Genomic DNA, 16691 nt, shown 5'->3' with positions numbered 1-16691 from the left:
GGTCACGCCAGTGATACGTCTTTGAGAAACGCTTCAACGCGTGGGTTATTGCCGCTGCGCAGCACCTGGGGCTTGTCGTCGCAGACCACGCGCCCCTTCTCCATGAAGACGATCCGGTCAGAGACCTTGAACGCGAAATTCATTTCATGGGTCACGATCACCATGGTGATGCCTTCCTGCGCGAGGGCTTCGATGACCTGCAGCACTTCAGTGACTTTCTCCGGGTCCAGCGCTGACGTCGGCTCATCGAACAACATGATCTGCGGGCGCATCATCAAGGCCCGGGCGATGGCTACACGTTGCTGTTGACCGCCGGACAACTGATGCGGGTACTTCCAGGTGTGATCGAGCATCCCGACTTTGTGCAGCAGGGCGTAAGCCTGTTGCTTCAGTTCCGGCAGACTGCCGAGGCGGTGGTAACGCGGCGCCATCAGCAGGTTGTCGAGCACGGTCAGGTGCGGGAACAGGTTGAAGCTCTGGAACACCATGCCGATGTTCAGGCGGTGATCGGCGTGCTCCACGTACTGCGGCTTCCGGGCGCCCTGCCGGTTCAAATGAATGAAAGGCTGGCCATTGATCTTGATGTCGCCGTTGTCGATCTGCTCAAGACCATTGAGCAAACGGATCAGCGTGGTCTTGCCCGAGCCGGACGGCCCGATCACCGACACCACTTCACCGGGCTGGACATTCAAGCTGACGGCGCCCAGCACCTCCACGTCGTTGTAAGCCTTGTGCAGACGCGTCGCCTGCAGAGCGGGAACTTGCGGTTCGACGGGCGTGGCACGCTGCACGACTGCACGCTGCTGGGTCGCCAGCGCCAGCACTTCGGCGTCCGGCACACGGGAGACATTGCGATGGTTGACGTCCAGGAACTTTTCGAGCCGCTTGAGCAGGAAGTCAAACACGGTGACGATAAAAACGTAATAAAACGCGACCGCCGCCATCGTTTCCATCACCAGGAAGTTCTGCGAGTACAGACGCTGACCCACCATGAGGATTTCGGTCAGCGAGATCACCGACACCAGTGAGCTGAGCTTGACGATGGAGATGTATTCGTTGGCCAGCGAAGGTAACGCCACCCGCAATGCCTGAGGGATGACTACCCGCCACTGGGTACCGAAAAATCTGAGGCCCAACGCTCGCGCGGCCTCGGCCTGGCCCTTGTGAATGGACAACAGCCCGCCACGATGAATCTCGGCCACATAGGCGGTTTCGCAAAGCACCATCGCCAGCAGACCGGCCCAGAACGGATCACCCAACACCGCCGATGCGGCCGGGAAGGCCTGAGGAACGTTGTAGACGAAAATCAGCAGCACCAGCAGCGGCACGCTGCGAAACAGCCAGATGTAGGCACGTGCCGGTGCGCTCAACAACGGACGCTTCGATTGTTTGGCCAGAGCCACGAAGAATCCCAGGCCGATACTGACGACCCAAGTGGCGAAGCTCAGCTTGATAACGGTCCACGTCGCCTTCCAGAACTCGACATCGAACAGCAAACCAAACATGTAATTCCAGTCGAATGTCATCGTCGCTGTGCTCTACAAAAAAACTGAATGTGCAACCGGGCGCCGCGTTCGAAGGCGTCTGTCGGTGTACACCGATCAAACGAGATTCGTGGAGCGAGGCACTCGCGGTCAATTAGGATTAACGGGAGCAGTGCGTAGGCAGAACCGATGCAGCGCCCCGTTGTGATCTGCCGCCCCGACGCGCAATGACGAGGCGAGCCAATGGCGCCAAAATGGCGCACAACTCTTTCCAGTCCCGGGCAGGCGCCACACAGCGGTGCGGCGCCCCGCTATTCATCGCCCGGCTGTTCGTCCCTCGCTAATCCAGTCCCAAGAGTGTGCGGGGGCGGAAGCGTTGCTTAAATTCGTTTCTGATTCACAGCTGGGGCGAGAAAATCCGAAGCAGGCACGCCTGCGCAGGATGATCGACGGTGGTGCGCCAGATCACACGGCAGCAGGAGCCGGGCGTACGGCATGGGGATCGAAGAAGCTCGGCGCGGCCATCCCGGGAATGTATTGATCGGAAACGAACATCCGGCAGCGCTCGGTGAATGCAGACACAACGCGCGATAGCTGAGCGTTGGTCGCCGTGGCGTAGCCCAGCTGCAGGGGGTGCAGTCCGCCCGCCAGACGGATTCGTATCAAGCGCTTGCCGTCCTGGGACATGTTGCCTTTAGGACGGGCGTTGGCAATGGTGTAGCCGATACCGTTGCCGACCATGGCGCGCACGGTTTCGAGGTTGCTGGAGCGCATCACGATGTTCGGCGTGGTGCCCGCCTGAATGAACAGACTGAGAAAGTATTCCCGGCTCCAGGGGATATCCAGCAGCACCATCGGGAAGGATTCGAGGTCCTGCAGGCTGACGGTCGGCAAATGCGCCAGCGGGTGATAATCCCCGACCATCACATAAGGCGGCAGTTTGGCCAACGGCTGGAAGTCGATGTCGGCGCTGGCCGCCAGGTCGTAGGTCAGCGCGATGTCAATCTCGGCGCTGCGCAGCTTTTCCAGCAATTGCTCATGATCGCCCTCGACCTGAGTGATCCGCACGCCAGGGAAAGCACGGCCAAAGCCAAACACCAATTCCGGGGTGATCATCGGCGCCAGCGAATGCAGGCAGCCCACCCGCAACGGGCCTCGCACGGTGTTCAGCGACTCCGAAGCAATCGTATAAAGGTTGCTCATCTGTTCAAGAATCAGCTTGGCCTCTTGCATGACCTGCCGTCCAACCGCCGTGAGCGAGATGCCTTGGGCGTGATGACGAATGAACAGCTGAATGCCCAGCTCGGCCTCCACGTGGGTGATCGCCGCCGAGATGGACGGTGACGACACATGAATGCGCTCCGACGCTGCGCTGATGCTGCCAGCCTCGCCGGACGCGACGAAATATTCCAGCTGGCGTTGAGTAATACGACTGAGCATCACGCCCTCCACGTCTATAACGAGCGGGCGAGCAACCGCGCGCCCCTCTGAACCAGTTTGCAACTACGCGGTGCACGGTTCATGCCGGAGCTGCTGCGATCGAGCTGTGTGCGACGAGGTGCCACATCCATTTGCCCACGCATCAGTGGGGGTTCGGTTTTTCCTAACCTATACCTTCAAAAAGCGGAATTTCCCTAAGACCCTCCCTTGATCACACTGGCCCCCTGGCTGGACGAACCCTGCAAGGCCGCTGTGCCTTCCAGACGTGCTGTCGTTGCTCAGGCATCGGCGAAACCGATCAAGGTCGACTCTCTTTAGGAAGTTCAAATGTCAGTGGAAAAAATCAACACCTTGGTGGTGGGCGCCGGCCAGGCAGGTGTCGCGATGAGCGAGCATCTTGCACTCATGGGCGTAGAGCACCTTGTCCTGGAGCGCAGCCGCATCGCGGAGCGCTGGCGTTCGGAACGCTGGGATTCGCTGGTCGCCAACGGCCCGGCCTGGCACGACCGTTTCCCTCGCATGAAATTCGAGAACATCTCGCCGGAAGCCTTCCCGCCCAAAGAGCGCATGGCTGACTACTTCGAAGACTACGTCGCCATGTTGAAAGCCCCGGTGCGCACCGGCGTCGAAGTGCTGAAAGTGGAGCGACATACGGGACGACCAGGATTCAAAGTCACCACGTCGCAGGGCGTGATCGAAGCCTCCAACGTGGTCGCGGCCACAGGGCCCTTCCAGCGTCCGGCGGTCCCGAACATCGTGTCCGGGCAGGTCCAGGTCCAGCAACTGCACTCTTCGGATTACAAGAACCCGGGGCAGCTGGCAGAAGGTGCCGTGCTGGTCGTCGGCGCTGGCGCGTCGGGTTCGCAAATTGCCGAAGAATTACAAAAAGCCGGGAAGAAAGTCTTCCTCTCGGTGGGTGAGCATTACCGCCCTCCTCGTTCGTATCGTGGCCGCGACTACTGCTGGTGGCTCGGTGCGCTGGGTCTGTGGGACGAGGTGCGCATCACCCCGAAGAAGAAGCATGTGGCCTTCGCAGTCAGCGGCTATGAGGGCGGCAAGACCGTGGATTTCCGCCGCCTCGCGCATCAGGGCGTCACGCTCGTCGGGCTGACCAAGGCCTGCAACAACGGCGTCATGACATTCGAACCGGGGCTTGCGGTGAACGTGGCTGAGGGTGATCGGGCGTATTTCGATGTCCTGCGTGACGCCGATGCCTATATCGAGCAGAACGGTCTGCCGTTTCCGCTGGAGCCCGAAGCGTGGGAGCTGCTGCCTGATCCGGACTGCCTGACCCACCCGTTGCTGAGCCTGGATCTGGAAGAAGCCGGTATCACGACGATTCTGTGGGCCACCGGCTTCAAGTTTGATTTCAACTGGCTTCAAGTCAATGCGTTCGACGAGAAAGGCGACCCGTTCCACAAACGCGGCATTTGCGCTGAGAGCGGGATCTATTTCCTCGGACTGCCGAACCTGGTGAACCGTGCTTCCTCGTTTATCTACGGGGTTTGGCACGACGCGAAGTACATCGCTGACCACATCGTTTTGCAGAATGACTACATGGCGTACGAGCGCTCCTGATCGAGGTGTTGTGCGGATCGCACGCAGAGCCCCCGTAAATGCCGGTTTCATCAAATCACCCCGATGTGAAGCGCACCCAATCCTCACCCAAGAGATGCCAACATGCCTACCCACACCCGCATCCGCATGTTCAACACCAAAGAAACCTACCCCAATCAGTCGCTCGACAACGACCTGTGCCAAGCCGTGCGCGCGGGCAACACAGTTTACGTCCGGGGCCAGATAGGCACCGATTTCGAAGGCAACCTCATCGGTCTTGGCAACCCTCAGGCCCAAGCCGAACAAGCCATGAAAAACGTCAAGCAACTGCTGGAAGAAGCAGGCTCCGACCTCTCCCATATCGTCAAGACCACCACCTACATCATCGACCCTCGCTATCGCGAGCCGGTTTACAAAGAAGTCGGCAAATGGCTCAAGGGTGTCTTCCCGATCTCCACCGGCCTGGTGATTTCCGGGCTCGGCCAGCCTGAATGGCTGATGGAAATCGACGTCATCGCCGTCATCCCGGACGACTGGACTGCTGCCTGAACCCCTGCCCCATACTGACGGAGTCGCCATGGCCATTGCACAGCGCAAGCCCCCTGAACCCGCCACAGCGGCCGCGAGCCTTGCGGCTGCACCGAAGATCAACGTTGCGGTGCAGCTGGATAACGTGCTCAAGCGTTTTGGCGACTCGATCGCGCTGCACGAGGTTTCGCTGAAAATCAGGGAGGGCGAGTTCGTCACCCTCCTCGGCCCTTCAGGCTGCGGCAAGACCACGCTGCTCAACCTGATGGCCGGGTTTGCCGAAGCAGACCATGGCGAGATATTCATCGACGGCCAACTGGTGACCGAGACCCCGCCATACCAGCGAGAGATCGGCATCGTCTTCCAAAACTACGCCCTGTTTCCGCACATGAGCGTGGCCAAAAACATAGGCTACGGCCTGCGAATGCGCGGCGTGCCCAAGGCCGAGATCTCCGAGCGAGTCGAGCAGGCCCTAGCACTGGTCAAGCTGCAGGGCTATGGCGAGCGCAAGCCCCGCGAGTTGTCAGGTGGGCAACAACAGCGGGTGGCACTGGCGCGCGCACTGGTCATCCGGCCAAAAGTCTTGCTGCTCGACGAACCGTTCTCGGCGCTGGACAAAAACCTGCGCCTGTCGATGCAGATCGAGCTCAAGGACATCCAGCGCAAGCTCGGCGTCACTACGGTGTTCGTCACTCATGACCAGAGCGAAGCCCTGAGCATGAGTGACCGCGTTGTGGTCATGTCCGCCGGTCACGTCCGCCAGATCGGCACGCCGGATGCGATCTATCGCCATCCCCAAGACCCGTTCGTGGCCAGCTTCGTCGGCGACGTCAACATCATTCCGGGCCGCTATCTCAATCGTGAGGAACTGGCGGCGCTTGCGATGGGCGACAGCGTGCTGCGCCTGCCGGCCGAGCGGGTTCATGCCGACGTCGGTGCGCGGGTCGACATTTATGTGCGACCGGAGAACATTCGCCTTGGCGCCCTCGGCCCCGATACGTTGCTGAGCGCCACCGTGGTCACCCATGTTTTTCAGGGCGACCACGTGGACACCCATGTTGACGTCCCTGCGTTGGGCCAGACCCGGCTGTTCGTTCGCCAGTCCGGGCTCGACGCCCTGGCCCGCTGGCCGGTAGGCGCTGCGGCCGGCCTGAGCTTCCATGAAGAAGGCGTTTGCGCCTTCGCCGCCGACGCCCCGTCCCTTTCCTGACCTCGAGCATTCCATGACCTCACGCCATCGCATTACCAGCCCTCTCAGCATGTGCACTCCAGCGCCAGGGCAACACGCATGAATGCGCTTCCTGAAACCATCAGCGCCATCATCGCTCGCGAGCCGGGCGGCCCCGATGTGCTGCAAAGCGTCCAGCGTCCGCTGCCAGGCCTGCAAGCCGGTGAGCTGCTCATCCGTGTGGCGGCCGCAGGTGTCAACCGCCCGGACCTGATGCAGCGCAGCGGCATGCCGACACCGCCCGGCACCCCTGACGTGCTAGGGCTGGAAGCGGCCGGTACGGTAGTGGCCGCAGGTGGGGGCGTCGAGGCTTTCAAACCCGGCGACCGCGTCATGGCGCTGCTGGGTGGCGGCGGTTACGCGCAGTATTGCGTCGCGCTGGCCGCTCATTGCCTGCCGGTACCGGTCGAACTGTCGCTTGAAGATGCCGCGGGCGTGCCGGAAGCGGCGTTCACCGTGTGGCACAACCTGTTCGAGCTGGGGCGCCTGAGCGCAGGCGACACGGTGCTGATTCATGGCGCCGCCAGCGGCGTCGGCAGCTTCGCCGTGCAATGCGCCCATGCGGCGGGTGCGCGGGTGATCGCCACGGCGGGCGGCCCCGAGAAGGTGATGATGCTGCAAGCACTGGGTGTCTGGCGTGCGGTCGATCGCCATCGCGAAGACTTCGTCGCAGTGATCGACGAATGCACCGAAGGGCGCGGCGTCGATGTCGTCCTCGACAACGTCGGCGGCCCCTACGTGGCACGCAATCTAGAGGCAATGGCCGGCGGCGGACGCCACGTCAGTCTGTCATTTCTGCAGGGGGCGAAGATCGAGCTGGACCTGCAAATGCTGATGCGCAAGGGCCTGAGTCTGACCTCGTCCACGCTGCGGCCAAAAAGCGTTGAGGAGAAGGCGCGGCTGGCGAAATGCATCCGCGAGCAGATGATGCCCTGGATCGCCTCTGGCCAGGTCAGGCCGCTGATCCACGCTCGCCTGCCCCTCGATCACGCCGCCGAAGCGCACCGTCTGCTGGAGAGCAATGCCAATCTCGGCAAGGTGCTGCTGATCGCCAACGCGCCCTGATGCCAGGCCCGCTTCACGCCGTGCCGACCGATCGATCCGACAACGCTCCCGGAGCGCCGATGTTCAAACTGTATTACGCCTCGACCTCGCCCTACGTGCGCAAAGTGATGATCACCGCCCACTGTCTGGGATTGTCCGGGCAGATCGAGAAACTCGAATCTGCCGCCCACCCGGTCCAGCGTGACGAGCGTATCGCCGCGTTCAATCCGCTGGCCAAGGTGCCCGCGATGCTGACCGCCGACGGCCTGGCGCTGTATGACAGCCGGGTGATCTGCGAATACCTCGACAGCCATGCGGGCGGCTCGCTGTTCCCTCGGGAAGGCCGGCAACGCTGGGTCAGCCTGGCGCGGCAGGCGTTGGGCGACGGTCTTCTGGACGCCGCGCTGCTCGCCCGTTACGAAACCGTCGCCCGGCCCGCCGACAAGCAGTGCGAGGGCTGGCTCGACGGGCAACTGACGAAGATCCGCGCCGTGCTCGCGCACATCGAAGAGCAGTCGGCGCAGTTCAGCGAGGTGCCCGATGACATCGGCCTGATCGCTATCGCGTGCGGCCTGGGTTACCTGGATTTCCGTTTCGCCAGCCTCGACTGGCGCGCCGACCACCCCGCCACCACCGGCTGGTTTGCCGCGTTCGACCAGCACCCCGCCATGGTCGCCACGCGCCCCTTTGAATAACGCCCTGGAGTAAATCATGTCTCGTACCGTGTTTTTTCTTAACGGCCCCAACGCCAACCTGTACGGGCTGGACACCAAGGGCACATACGGCAGCGAAAGCTTCGCCAGCATCGAGGCCCGCTGTCAGCGCCACGCGGCCGAGCTGGGGCTGCAACTGACGTTCCGCCAGAGCAACCACGAAGGGGTTCTGGTGGACTGGATTCAGGAAGCGCGCCTGCACGCCGACGCCGTGATCATCAACGCGGCCGGCCTGACCTACAGCTCGGTGCCGATCCTCGATGCGCTGCTCGCTTTCGACGGCCCGATCATCGAAGCGCACATGAGCAACATCTGGAAACGCGAGAGCTTTCGTCACCACTCCTACGTGTCCAGAGCCGCCACCGGGGTCATTGCCGGCCTCGGCGCGCTCGGCTATCGACTGGCGCTGACGGCAGTCGCTGAACTGCTGGACATACAGATGGAGCAAGCACTGTCACCGGAGGCCAAGCCATGACATCGACCCTGGTGTTTTATAGCGAGCACGACAGTTTCGAAGAATGGAGCGCCTTGCTCACACCGCTGCTGCCAGGCGTGCGCATCTGCCGGGCGCAGGATGTCGACGACCCGGACAGCGTGCACGTGGTGCTGGGGTGGAAACCGCCGCGGGGATTTTTCGCCCCTTATCGTCAGCTCAAATTGCTGGTGAATCTGGGCGCCGGCGTTGATTCGCTGGTCGGCCGTGACGATCTGCCAGCGGTGCCGATCACGCGTATTTCCGACCCGGACATGGGCCGCATGATGGCCAGCTACGTGTTGTTCGCCGTGCTGCGCTACGCCCGGGACATACCGGCCTTCGAGCGCGCCCAGCGCGAACGGCGCTGGCACTATCTGCACCCGCGCTTGCCGTCCAGCGTGCGCGTCGGTGTGCTGGGGCTGGGTGAGCTGGGGGCTTATGCGGCGCTGGAACTGGCGCGTCAGGGGTTCGATGTGCGCGGCTGGTCCCGCTCGGAGAAGCGACTGGACAACGTCGCGTGCGTGAGCGGAATGGACAGCCTGGACGGTTTCCTCGCCAGCAGCGACATCCTTGTGGTGATGCTGCCACTGACCCCACAGACCCACGGACTGCTGAATGCCGAACGGCTGGCACTGCTGCCCAGGGGCAGTTGCTTCATCAACGTGTCCCGGGGGGCTGTGGTCGATCAGCAAGCGCTGACCGCCGCGCTGGCCAGACGGCATATCGCTGAAGCGACGCTGGACGTGTTCGACCGCGAACCACTGCCGCCGCAGGATCCGCTCTGGACGATGGACAACGTGCTGATCACGCCGCACCTGGCCTCCGTGGCAATCCCGGCCACGGCGGCGAAGCAGGTCGCGGACAATATCCAGCGCCTGGCAAGGGGCGAGCCGGTGCTCAATCAGGTCGATCCGTCGCGCGGATACTGAAACCGGAGGACGCGCCGGTGACTGCATCGCAAATTCCGATGCACAAGTGCAGCAAAGCCTGTTTTACCGATTCGGAAGTGTCATTCCATGATGGCCGCATCCAACCCGCGTGTCCGCCCATGACAGGCACCCAGCGTTGGCCAGAGGTCCTCCTTTCCGTATAGCCAGAAGGAACAGATCATGCCGCGTAACGTCATCGCCTTGACCCTGTTGAGTGTGAGCCTGCTCGCCGCCGCAAATGCCAACGCCGCCGACAAGCTGGTGGTCAGCACCTGGGGCGGCAGTTTCAAGGACCTCATCGACGAAGCCATCGGCAAGCAGTTCACCAGGGAGACCGGCGTCGAGGTCGAATACATCACCGGCGGCACCATCGACCGCCTGAACAAGGCCAAGCTCGCCGGCACCGCCGAATCCGACCTGACCTTCACGACTTCTCACGTCGGCTGGCTGTACGCCCACGACAAGCTGTTCGAAACCCTGGACATGAGCAAGATTCCCAACGCCGCCAACCTTGTCCATCAGGCCAGACTCAGCCCGTCGCACATCGGGGTATGGGGCTACGTCTACACCATTGGCTACCGTCCGGATCTGGTGCCCAAAGGCGTGACTTTCGACAGTTGGGAAGACCTCTGGAAACCCGAGCTCAAAGGCACGCTGGCCCTGCCCGACTGGGACCCGAGCCATATCATTGAAGTATCGGCCAAGCTCTCCGGGAGTGACGCCGAGCACTGGGAAAACGGCCAGGACAAACTCAAGGCGCTGGTCCCAAACATCAAGTCGTTCTACACCAACGATGCCAACAGCCAGCAGCTGATTGCCACAGGCGAGACGCCGGTACAGGTCATGCTGTCCATGAACGCCTATCACATGATGGAAGAAGGCGTGAACATCAAGCTCGCCATCCCCAGAGAGGGCGCGGTACTGGGCGTCGATGCGATGGGCATCAACACCGGCAGCAAACATGCGGACCTGGCGTACACATTCATGAACATTGCGCTGTCCCCGCAGGTGCAAGCGAAGATAGCGAAGATCAATCGCGGCAGCCCGGTGGTGACCAATGCCCATGTCGACCCGGAAATCGCCAAACTGCCTGGCATGTTGACCACGCCCGCCCAGTGGGACGCCACCCTGAACATCGACCCTGAGCTGCGCGCCGATAAATCAGCGCAATGGCGCAAGTGGTTCTCTGAAAACATCATGGCGCACTGAGTCCTCAAGCGCTGCGGTCTGACGTTGCACCGCCATTGCAGGCGCGCCTCTCCCTACAGGATTCGAATTTATCCGGCGGCCCGCCTTCAGGGCCGCTCGCTCGGAAATCACCTATGACTCGTAGACCTGCGTTTGTCCTCTGGTTCGTGCTGCCGGCGGCGTTGACCGCCATCGGTCTGACCATCGCGATGCTGACGGTGCTGCAATACAGCGTGCGTGCCTACATTCCCGGCTCGCTGGACGTGGGCGGTTTTACCCTCGATAACTTTCAGGACCTGTTCAAGAGTCTGTACGCCCAGGCGTTCTTCAATACTGTATCCCTGAGTTTCAAGACCGCCCTGTTCGGTCTGCTGCTCAGCTACCCGCTGGCCTATGCGCTGGTTCGCACGCGCACTGGCTGGCTCAAGTCGAGCATCCTGATCATTGCCATCACCCCGCTGTTCCTCGGCGAAGTGGTGCGCACCTATTCCTGGATCATCGTGCTGGGCAGCAGCGGCTTTCTCAACAGCCTGCTGCTGGCCTCGGGCGTGATCGATAAACCGCTGCAATTGATGTTCACCCAGACCGGCGTGGTGTTGGCGCTGGTTCACGTCACGATGCCGATCATGGTGCTGATGCTCGCCACCGGGCTGTCGCACATCGATCCGGCCTACGAAAAAGCCGCGACCAGCCTGGGTGCCGGACCGATTCGCGCCTTTCTCACCGTCACCTTGCCGTTGTCCTTGCCAGGAATCGTCGCCAGCCTGACCACGGCGTTTGCCTGGACCTTCAGCGCATTCGCCACGCCGCAGCTGATCGGCGGAGGCAAGGTCAGCACCATCGCCACGCTGGTCTATCAACTGGGCTTTTCGTCGCTCAACTTCCCCTTCGCTGCGGCGCTCAGCGTCGCTGGCCTGATACTGACAATCCTTCTGTTGGCGACACTCAAGCGCATGACGCGCTCCCTGCAAATCGTCGGAGGTCATTGAGATGACGCGTTCCAGCCGCGACAAATGGCTCGGCCATGCCGGTCGCCTACTGGTGGGACTGATTCTGCTGTTCGTGCTTCTGCCCACCATCGTGGTGATCATTTCATCGTTCAGCAGCACGTCAGTGTTGTTCTTTCCGCCCAAGGGCTGGTCGTTGCGCTGGTTCGAACGGGCCCTCGCCTACGACGACTTTCGCAAGGGTTTCTACGCCGGGCTGATCGTCACGGCCTGGGCCTCGAGCCTCGCCGTGGTGATCGGCACGACCCTGGCCATCGCCATCCACCGTTACGACTTCCGCTTCAAGCGCCTGCTGGAAGGCGTGCTGCTGTCGCCGCTGTTCATCCCGCATTTCACCATCGGGTTGGGGCTGTTGATGCTGGTCGCTCAGCTCAATCTGGCCCGCGGCTATGCGCTGGTGATTTTCTGCCACATCGTACTGGTGCTGCCGTTCGTGCTGCGCAGCCTGTATGTGTCGCTGCACAACCTGGAGCAGCGCATCGAACTGGCCGCTGCCAGTCTCGGGGCGTCGCCGCTGCGGGTGGTGTGGACCATCACGGTGCCGCTGATGATTCCCGGCTTGTTCGGCGGATGGTTGTTCGCGGCCATCCTGTCCTTCAACGAGTTCACTGCGTCGCTGTTCGTCACCACCCAGGCGACCCAGACCTTGCCCGTCGCCATGTACAACTACGTGCGTGAATTCGCCGACCCGACTTTGGCAGCGCTGTCGGTGATGTACATCGTCGTGACCGCGACATTGTTGACGCTGGCCAACCGTTTTCTGGGCCTGGGTCGAGTACTGAATGTCGAAGGGGCGCACTGAGCGCTGCCCCTGTGGCCCAACTGTGCCTGCTGGACGGGCACCTAATTCGAATCGGAAAGGATCGAACACCATGACGTTTTCAATCATTGGCCGTTGCGCCGAAACCGGTCAACTGGGCGTTGCGATCAGTTCATCGAGCATTGCCGTCGGCGCGCGCTGCCCTTGGTTGCGCCCAGGCGTGGGCGCGGTCTCGACGCAGAACATCACCTTGCCGGCGCTGGGCAGCCACGTCCTCGATCAACTGGCGCTTGGCCTGTCACCCGAACAGGCGATTGCCACGGTGCCGACGCAGGACGCGTTCAGCCGCTTTCGCCAAGTCACGGTGATTGATCACCTGGGCAACACCGCCATCTTCAATGGCACCGAAACCTTGGGCTGCGTGCACTCGTTGGCCGGTGAGCAATGCGTAGGCGCCGGGAACATGCTGGCCGACACTCGGGTCATCGATGCGCTGGTAGAGGCCTTCGAAACCACAAGCGGGCAGTTGGCCGATCGCCTGATCGTCGCCATGCAGGCAGCACTGGCCGCAGGTGGCGAAGCGGGCCCGGTGCATTCAGCCGTACTTAAGGTAGTGGGCGACGTGAGCTGGCCAATCGTGGACCTGCGCGTCGACTGGGCCGAAGAGGACCCGATCAATACGCTCGCGCAGTTGTGGGCCGACTATCGGCCGCAGATGCAGGACTACCTGACGCGCGCCCTCGACCCGACCCAGGCACCCAGCTATGGCGTGCCGGGAGACGAGTGAATGAGTAGCCAGGCGATTCTCGCGGCACTGATCGGATTCGACACCACCAGCCGCGAGTCCAATCTGCAACTGATCGAGTTTGTGCGCGACTTCCTTGCCGAGCATCAAGTGCCCTGCGAGCTTATCTTCAATGACGACCGCAGCAAGGCCAACCTCTTCGCAACCATCGGCACCGATGATCGCCCGGGTGTGGTGCTGTCCGGCCATACCGATGTGGTGCCGGTCGATGGTCAGCCGTGGACCGTACCGCCGTTTGAATTGACCGAAAAGGACGGCAAGCTCTATGGCCGTGGCACCGCCGACATGAAAGGCTACATCGCCTGTGTGCTCGCGGCGGTACCGGGTTTGCTGGCCCTGCCATTGCGCATGCCGGTGCACATTGCCTTGTCCTACGACGAAGAAGTGGGCTGCCTGGGCGTGCGCAGCCTGCTGGCCGAACTCGAACGGCGTGCGAATAAACCGGCGCTTTGCATTATCGGCGAACCCACCGAGCTGAAACCGGTGCTGGGCCACAAGGGCAAACTCGCCATGCGCTGCGACGTGCAGGGCGCGGCCTGCCACTCTGCCTACGCGCCCCAAGGCGTGAACGCCATCGAATACGCCGCTGAACTGATCGGCGAACTTGGGCGCATCGGTACGCGGCTGCGTGCCGGGCACCTGCAGGACGCGCGTTTTGACCCGCCGTTCTCGACCGTGCAGACCGGCGTGATCAGTGGCGGCAAGGCTCTGAACATCGTGCCGGCCGATTGTCGTTTCGATTTCGAAATCCGCACCCTGCCCGATCAGGATGCGCAAGGCATCGCGCAACAGCTACAGCAATACGCGCAGGAACAGGTGGTGCCAAAAATGCAAGCGGTGAACGCCCGCAGCGGCGTTCGTTTCTCAGCCTTGTCGTCTTATCCGGGCCTTGCCACGGACGAGCACAGCGACGCCGCGAAATTGATCGCCGAGTGCTGCGGTTCGAGCGAATTCACCACGGTAGCGTTCGGCACCGAGGGCGGACTGTTCGACGCCATCGGTATTCCGACGGTGGTCTGCGGACCGGGCAGCATGGACCAGGGCCACAAACCCGACGAGTTCGTCAGCGTCGAACAGCTTGCAGCCTGTGACCGCATGCTCGAACGGCTGACACTTACGCTCCGGCTGTTGCATCGTCGGGCGTAGCGCCGGCTTGCTTACGACATCAACCAACAGTCCGTCGCTCAAATTGGCAGCTAGTGATCTATCACGCAACGTCGTCTCTAGGCCTCTTCGTGCTGAACAGACCCGCGAGCAAATTGCCAACTGACGAGGAGATACACAGCCAGCAAGGATCCAGCGATCAGCAGCGTCATTTGAACGCCAAGTGCTGCAGCGATCATCCCTGCCAACAAACCTCCCACGGCTTCGAAGCCAAATCGCATTGCGATATAGAAAGCGATTACCCTCCCCCGCAAAACCTCCGGCGCGTTGCTCTGTAATGTCATGTTGCTGCTGACATTACTGATCGTGATACCAAAACCGAGGCCGGACAGCGCCAGCAGGGTCAGAATCAGCGGCGGGTTAGCAGCGACCGCACACAGCGAAAGCGCGCAGACGACAGTGCCCCAGAAAATGATGCGATGCAGGCTGGATGAGCTACCGGCAAAGGCGAGGTAAAGGGTCGCGACGAAGGCTCCCGCACCTGCCGCTCCCCACAACCAGCCCAGTGTCTGTGCGTCGCCAGCGAACACATTCTTGGCGAGTATGGGCAGTAATACTGAATAGCAGGAAGCCAGAAGGTTAACCATGATCACGCTGATGAGCAGTCGCCGCACATGCACCGTCGTCCACAAATAGCGCAGGCCCTCACGGAAGATTTGCCCGGTAGAACCTTTTGCTTTCGGCTGGGGTGCGCTTTTAATCTTCATCAGACCGACCAGCAACATCCCGAACGCCACCGACGTCGCAAGGAAACAACCTGCCTCACCACACCAATTGATCAGAAAGCCCGCCAGAGGGGGCCCGACAAAACGTGCAGCGTTGATCAGCATCGCGTTCAGGACAAGGGCATTGGGCAAATCTTTGGGATCATCAACGAAACCGCCAATCAATGCCTGGCGCAAGGGCGTTTCAAGGGCATTGAGCAACCCTAGCAAGAGCGACATCACGATGATGACCTCCTGCCCCATCCAGTGCTGCCAGGTAAGGACAGCCAACGCCAGGGACTCCAGCGCAAGGAGAGTCTGTACACCTATCAACAGCCGCCGTTTGTCATGCCTATCTGACCAAGCCCCAGCCAGAGGGCCGATAAGCAGCTGAGGAAGCAGCGTCAGAAATGCGATTGCGCCCAGTAACACCGCAGAGCCGGTCAGGTGATAGGCCAGCCAGGACAGAGCGACCTGCTGGATCCATTTGCCTAACGTCGAGAGCCCCTGTCCCACAAAGTAGACCTGGAAGTTGCGGTGACTTAACGCGCGCACCGGTGCTGGCCATTGACGCTTAGCAGAAGAAATCACATGAAGCCTTTATTGAACGGGCCCGCCTGCGCCTTCTCCCGGCAAGCCCAGCACAGTCGGCCAAGGCTTCAGATGCTGTACTGGGTATGCGCGGAGTCAGGAAGGAAATTCGCAGCCCTTTTGCGTGAGGGATTTAAGAACCCAGGTTCTGTCGTTTTCGCCTTGAGCGATCTGTTCGAGCTGTTTCTGTTCTGCTGCGTGTTTGGCGTACGCTCGGTCATAGACTTCGGCGACCTGATCAAAGGGAACGCAGAGCAAGCCATCGTCATCGCCAATCACCAGATCGCCCGGCTCAATGACCATACCGCCTATGGCAATGGGTACGTTGATTTCGCCTGGGCCATCTTTATAAGGGCCGCGATGAGTCACGCCTGCGGCAAACAGTGGAAAATCCCCAGCACCGATGCTGGCGGCATCACGAATCGCGCCGTTGATCACGATGCCCGCGACGCCTTTTTTGATTGCATAAGCCACCATCATTTCGCCGATCAGAGCATTGCTCAGGTCGCCGCCCGCGTCGACAACGATAACGTCACCAGGCTGGGCGATGTCCAGCGCGTAGTGCAGCATCAAATTGTCACCAGGACGGGCCTTGACGGTAATCGCCGGGCCGACCAAGACACCGGAGCGGTGCATTGCGCGCAGCTGCGCGCCACCTGCCGTCATGCGGTTCATGGAATCGCTGATATTGGCCACCGGAACGGCGCGGTATCGCTCAACCCACTCGGCATCCACCTTGCGCTCTTGCGCCAGCACTCTGAATCCAATCGACATTTCGTATTCCTCTTATATTTGTAGGGGTATAGAACGTGAGGCGTCACGATTAATGAAATGACGTTTCGAAAGTATCACCAGATTTTTTTGTACGCAACGGCGTTTTCAGCCAACCGCCATTCAATGCGCACCCAAAAGCGGCGACAGTCGGCGCTTTCGTGCTCAAGCTGCTGATTTTTCGCGTGTATTGACCACTTGAAAATGCGGAACAAAGCACCTCGGCAAAATCATAATACTCTTACGTATCGCAACGTCGTTTCATTATGATACTTTCTAGACAACGCCGCTGCGCCAGATCGC

General features: G+C 61.2%; 16 protein-coding genes. 12 read left to right on the top strand and 4 right to left on the bottom strand.

Annotated features, from left to right (window positions below):
• Positions 1-2: 2 nt before the first annotated feature.
• Both QRN48_RS07345 and QRN48_RS07340 read right to left on the bottom strand, forming a co-directional pair.
• Positions 3-1526 (bottom strand): amino acid ABC transporter permease/ATP-binding protein, encoded by a 1524-nt coding sequence (locus QRN48_RS07345; protein WP_285349746.1) that lies wholly within the window; start codon positions 1524-1526, stop codon positions 3-5.
• 423 nt (positions 1527-1949) lie between these two features.
• The gene (locus QRN48_RS07340; RefSeq protein ID WP_285349745.1) at positions 1950-2924 is read right to left on the bottom strand and encodes a LysR family transcriptional regulator; all 975 of its coding nucleotides are present in this window, start codon (positions 2922-2924) and stop codon (positions 1950-1952) included.
• Between the two features lie 327 nt (positions 2925-3251).
• Between QRN48_RS07340 and QRN48_RS07335 the strand changes: the two genes are divergently transcribed.
• The 12 genes from QRN48_RS07335 (at position 3252) to argE (ending at position 14304) form a co-directional block, all read left to right on the top strand.
• Positions 3252-4502: a flavin-containing monooxygenase gene (locus QRN48_RS07335; protein ID WP_285349744.1), complete on the top strand. Its 1251-nt coding sequence runs from the start codon at positions 3252-3254 to the stop codon at positions 4500-4502.
• 102 nt (positions 4503-4604) lie between these two features.
• Positions 4605-5030, top strand: a complete 426-nt coding sequence (locus QRN48_RS07330) for a RidA family protein (protein WP_285349743.1) — start codon at positions 4605-4607, stop codon at positions 5028-5030.
• Positions 5031-5058: 28 nt separating this feature from the next.
• Positions 5059-6219 (top strand): ABC transporter ATP-binding protein, encoded by a 1161-nt coding sequence (locus QRN48_RS07325; protein ID WP_285349742.1) that lies wholly within the window; start codon positions 5059-5061, stop codon positions 6217-6219.
• A gap of 78 nt (positions 6220-6297) precedes the next feature.
• Positions 6298-7302 carry an NAD(P)H-quinone oxidoreductase gene (locus tag QRN48_RS07320; RefSeq protein WP_285349740.1) on the top strand — a complete coding sequence of 335 codons (1005 nt, stop codon included), beginning with the start codon at positions 6298-6300 and terminating at the stop codon, positions 7300-7302.
• A gap of 59 nt (positions 7303-7361) precedes the next feature.
• The gene (locus QRN48_RS07315) at positions 7362-7976 is read left to right on the top strand and encodes a glutathione S-transferase (protein WP_285349739.1); all 615 of its coding nucleotides are present in this window, start codon (positions 7362-7364) and stop codon (positions 7974-7976) included.
• Between the two features lie 16 nt (positions 7977-7992).
• Positions 7993-8469: a type II 3-dehydroquinate dehydratase gene (locus QRN48_RS07310; protein ID WP_285349738.1), complete on the top strand. Its 477-nt coding sequence runs from the start codon at positions 7993-7995 to the stop codon at positions 8467-8469.
• Positions 8466-9398, top strand: coding sequence for a 2-hydroxyacid dehydrogenase (locus tag QRN48_RS07305; RefSeq protein ID WP_285349736.1), 933 nt, complete (start codon positions 8466-8468; stop codon positions 9396-9398). The genes QRN48_RS07310 and QRN48_RS07305 overlap by 4 nt, the downstream gene beginning before the upstream one ends.
• A gap of 180 nt (positions 9399-9578) precedes the next feature.
• Positions 9579-10607 (top strand): polyamine ABC transporter substrate-binding protein, encoded by a 1029-nt coding sequence (locus QRN48_RS07300; protein ID WP_285349734.1) that lies wholly within the window; start codon positions 9579-9581, stop codon positions 10605-10607.
• 113 nt (positions 10608-10720) lie between these two features.
• On the top strand, positions 10721-11575 hold the full coding sequence (locus QRN48_RS07295) for an ABC transporter permease (protein ID WP_285349732.1): 855 nt from the start codon (positions 10721-10723) through the stop codon (positions 11573-11575).
• A 1-nt stretch (position 11576) separates the two neighbouring features.
• Positions 11577-12395: an ABC transporter permease gene (locus tag QRN48_RS07290; protein ID WP_285349730.1), complete on the top strand. Its 819-nt coding sequence runs from the start codon at positions 11577-11579 to the stop codon at positions 12393-12395.
• Positions 12396-12465: 70 nt separating this feature from the next.
• Positions 12466-13140: a DUF1028 domain-containing protein gene (locus tag QRN48_RS07285; protein WP_285349728.1), complete on the top strand. Its 675-nt coding sequence runs from the start codon at positions 12466-12468 to the stop codon at positions 13138-13140.
• A complete protein-coding gene (argE, locus tag QRN48_RS07280; protein ID WP_285349727.1) occupies positions 13141-14304 on the top strand; it encodes an acetylornithine deacetylase in 1164 nt (387 codons plus the stop codon).
• A gap of 77 nt (positions 14305-14381) precedes the next feature.
• On the opposite strand, the gene QRN48_RS07275 is transcribed toward argE, so the two are convergent.
• On the bottom strand, positions 14382-15617 hold the full coding sequence (locus QRN48_RS07275; RefSeq protein ID WP_285349726.1) for an MFS transporter: 1236 nt from the start codon (positions 15615-15617) through the stop codon (positions 14382-14384).
• A gap of 96 nt (positions 15618-15713) precedes the next feature.
• Positions 15714-16391 carry an RraA family protein gene (locus QRN48_RS07270; RefSeq protein WP_285349724.1) on the bottom strand — a complete coding sequence of 226 codons (678 nt, stop codon included), beginning with the start codon at positions 16389-16391 and terminating at the stop codon, positions 15714-15716.
• Positions 16392-16691: the final 300 nt, after the last annotated feature.

Origin of the sequence: Pseudomonas sp. ME-P-057 (assembly GCF_030208975.1) — a bacterium.
Classification (GTDB): Bacteria; Pseudomonadota; Gammaproteobacteria; order Pseudomonadales; family Pseudomonadaceae; genus Aquipseudomonas; species Aquipseudomonas lutea.
The sequence above is the reverse complement of the archived record's forward strand: the minus strand, read 5'-3'. Positions and strand labels throughout refer to the sequence as shown.

Coding starts and splice junctions, on each gene's coding strand:
- QRN48_RS07310 (WP_285349738.1), top strand. CDS start 7,993: ATGTCTCGTACCGTGTTTTTTCTTAACGGCCCCAACGCCAACCTGTAC.
- QRN48_RS07300 (WP_285349734.1), top strand. CDS start 9,579: ATGCCGCGTAACGTCATCGCCTTGACCCTGTTGAGTGTGAGCCTGCTC.
- QRN48_RS07330 (WP_285349743.1), top strand. CDS start 4,605: ATGCCTACCCACACCCGCATCCGCATGTTCAACACCAAAGAAACCTAC.
- QRN48_RS07285 (WP_285349728.1), top strand. CDS start 12,466: ATGACGTTTTCAATCATTGGCCGTTGCGCCGAAACCGGTCAACTGGGC.
- QRN48_RS07335 (WP_285349744.1), top strand. CDS start 3,252: ATGTCAGTGGAAAAAATCAACACCTTGGTGGTGGGCGCCGGCCAGGCA.
- argE (WP_285349727.1), top strand. CDS start 13,141: ATGAGTAGCCAGGCGATTCTCGCGGCACTGATCGGATTCGACACCACC.
- QRN48_RS07290 (WP_285349730.1), top strand. CDS start 11,577: ATGACGCGTTCCAGCCGCGACAAATGGCTCGGCCATGCCGGTCGCCTA.
- QRN48_RS07345 (WP_285349746.1), bottom strand. CDS start 1,526: ATGACATTCGACTGGAATTACATGTTTGGTTTGCTGTTCGATGTCGAG.
- QRN48_RS07315 (WP_285349739.1), top strand. CDS start 7,362: ATGTTCAAACTGTATTACGCCTCGACCTCGCCCTACGTGCGCAAAGTG.
- QRN48_RS07305 (WP_285349736.1), top strand. CDS start 8,466: ATGACATCGACCCTGGTGTTTTATAGCGAGCACGACAGTTTCGAAGAA.
- QRN48_RS07270 (WP_285349724.1), bottom strand. CDS start 16,391: ATGTCGATTGGATTCAGAGTGCTGGCGCAAGAGCGCAAGGTGGATGCC.
- QRN48_RS07325 (WP_285349742.1), top strand. CDS start 5,059: ATGGCCATTGCACAGCGCAAGCCCCCTGAACCCGCCACAGCGGCCGCG.
- QRN48_RS07340 (WP_285349745.1), bottom strand. CDS start 2,924: ATGCTCAGTCGTATTACTCAACGCCAGCTGGAATATTTCGTCGCGTCC.
- QRN48_RS07320 (WP_285349740.1), top strand. CDS start 6,298: ATGAATGCGCTTCCTGAAACCATCAGCGCCATCATCGCTCGCGAGCCG.
- QRN48_RS07295 (WP_285349732.1), top strand. CDS start 10,721: ATGACTCGTAGACCTGCGTTTGTCCTCTGGTTCGTGCTGCCGGCGGCG.